Here is a 2,285-nt window from a genome sequence, read left to right as displayed (position 1 = left end):
AATTATTATTATTATTTTATTTATTGATAGTAACCTTATTATTTGGCTATTATGTATTTTTCCAAGAAAGCTATGGCATACTTGTTTTTTTCTTATATTCTTTAGGAACATTAATTCGAAGAGTTTATTTATTTTTAAAACAAAAGAAACTTGATGAGCAAGTATTTTCAACTAAAAAAGATTAAAATAAATATAAAAAGGAGTTGGTTTCTTTTGAAGTTAAAACAGACAAGAATTAGAACAACTACTAAGCTTTTAAGTGGAATTGAAAACAATAGTAATTTTGTACTTGGCACAAAATTAACTGAAGATATTCAAAAAAAGTTAATGGATACATTCGAAGTTGAAGAAATAAAAGCAGATATATTAATATTTCCACCACCATTTTTAGGGATAATGTCTGAAAGAAACTCTATAGGGGAATATATTGCGCAAACCGACAAGCCCAAAGAAACAGCCTATAGAGCACAAGAGTGGGAACTTGATGACTGGGGAGGCTATCCACATTCTGGGACTAGTTACGTCCCATATAAAAGATATCCCCGCAAATTTATCGAACCCAAAGAAATGAAGTTAGTAACCACACTCACATCAGCAGATGAAATGTTTTTACTTATCAATAAATTTTTTAAAAATAACGAACAAGATCAATCTGATATAAAATTCGCCGCTAATTTAATGCTAGAAATATTCGGCGAAGTTGAAGCCTTTAATCTTGATAATGAAAATAATATTATAGAAATTAAACCTATTGAAACAGTTAATTGGGAAATACTACCACCAGGAGAAAGAATTTGGGAAGCTTTTCGAAACAATGAAAAGGTAAATGTATCTAGAAGTGAGCAGACACTAATCAAAGAAAGATTTGATTTTATAGAGCAGTTTAAACCAGATTCTGTAAGAAAAGGAATTGGTGGATATACTGGTTATCTTATCTTTGAATTCAAAGATAAAAACATGTTTATTTTTGATTCTATAATTTATGGAGATGCTACTTATATTTTTGAAGATAGTTGGGAACATGTATCTAAAATGACTAAAAAAGAAATCATTAATCAGAACTTAGCCAAAGATAGAATTATTCATAATAAGGGATGGAAGCGAAGTTTAAGAAAACATTTGGAAAACAATTAAATTTAGGAGGACAACGCTATTAATAAAGATAACAGATATGAATGTCCATACTGTGAAACAGTATTTGTAAAAGATCACAACACATACAGTTTTACACGTCACAATTTTAAGATTGGAAATCTCAGTGCTACTCATATTTCTAAACTAGGTGAGGAAAGTAAAGAATCAATAATAGGAATGGAATATTATCATTGTCCGCATTGTGAAAGTTACTCTATTAAACTGACTGGCATAGGAGAAAAGGTTTCAAAGATTGACTATCGAATTTTACCATTCGGAAATGCTAAACAATTTCCAAATTATGTACCAAAAGCAATTAGAGAAGATTACGAAGAAGCATGTTTAATAAAAGATCTAAGTCCTAAATCTTCTGCAACGTTATCAAGAAGATGTTTACAAGGTATGATTCGTGACTTTTGGGAGATCAAAGAAAATAATTTATATGCTGCAATTAATAAACTTGAAGGTAAAATTCCAGCTAATCAATGGAAAGTTATCCATGCAGTGCGACAGATAGGAAATGTTGGTGCACATATGGAAAAGGATATTAATAAAATTATAAATATAGATCCAAATGAAGCTGACAAATTAATTCAGTTAATAGAATTTTTAATGGAAGAATGGTACATAAACAGACACGAAACAGAAAAATTATTTTTAGATATAACTGAAATAAATAATTCTAAACAAAATAAAAGAAAAAATAAAAGCTAAGGGAGAGAAAATTAATGAAACTATCAAAAAATGATATAAATTCATCAAAAGATAAATTAGTAATTGAAGTACCAGTGATTATAGAGCCAGAGCCAAGAACTATGCCAGCAGTGCCGAGTGCACTAATTGCAAAACTTTATATAAGCCATAATGATACAGCTGATGAATATTATATATTTGAGCTAGAATATGGTCAGCCTTTACATGAGTACTCTAAAGAGACACTAATTAAACTGAACAAGAAGATTCCATTAGAAGACTATCCTATATTTTCTGGAGTTAAGTTATCTGAAAACAAAAAACATATAGACCTTCATACTGTACCTAAATTAAAAGATAGATCTTTTTTAGGTGATCATAAAAAATAAATCAGGATAAATCAAAAGAAACTATGAGCTGACTTTAAAACTTTAGCAAGTCCAACTTTGTCTACGCAA

Annotated in this window: 4 protein-coding genes; all 4 read left to right on the top strand. The window is 29.2% G+C overall.

Annotated features, from left to right (window positions below):
* Positions 1-185, top strand: a 185-nt coding sequence (locus BMX83_RS11025) for a hypothetical protein (protein ID WP_218141953.1), incomplete at its 5' end; no start/stop codon positions are given.
* 28 nt (positions 186-213) lie between these two features.
* Positions 214-1,134, top strand: a complete 921-nt coding sequence (locus BMX83_RS10545; RefSeq protein ID WP_091636828.1) for a hypothetical protein — start codon at positions 214-216, stop codon at positions 1,132-1,134.
* Positions 1,135-1,311: 177 nt separating this feature from the next.
* The gene (locus tag BMX83_RS10540; protein ID WP_091636826.1) at positions 1,312-1,848 is read left to right on the top strand and encodes a DUF4145 domain-containing protein; all 537 of its coding nucleotides are present in this window, start codon (positions 1,312-1,314) and stop codon (positions 1,846-1,848) included.
* Between the two features lie 14 nt (positions 1,849-1,862).
* Complete coding sequence (locus BMX83_RS10535) at positions 1,863-2,216, top strand: hypothetical protein (RefSeq protein ID WP_091636824.1); 354 nt, start codon at positions 1,863-1,865, stop codon at positions 2,214-2,216.
* Positions 2,217-2,285 lie beyond the last annotated feature (69 nt).

It is taken from the genome of Alkalibacterium gilvum (assembly GCF_900109085.1).
Lineage (GTDB): Bacteria > Bacillota > Bacilli > Lactobacillales > Carnobacteriaceae_A > Alkalibacterium > Alkalibacterium gilvum.
This window is presented reverse-complemented; position numbering and strand designations above follow the sequence as displayed.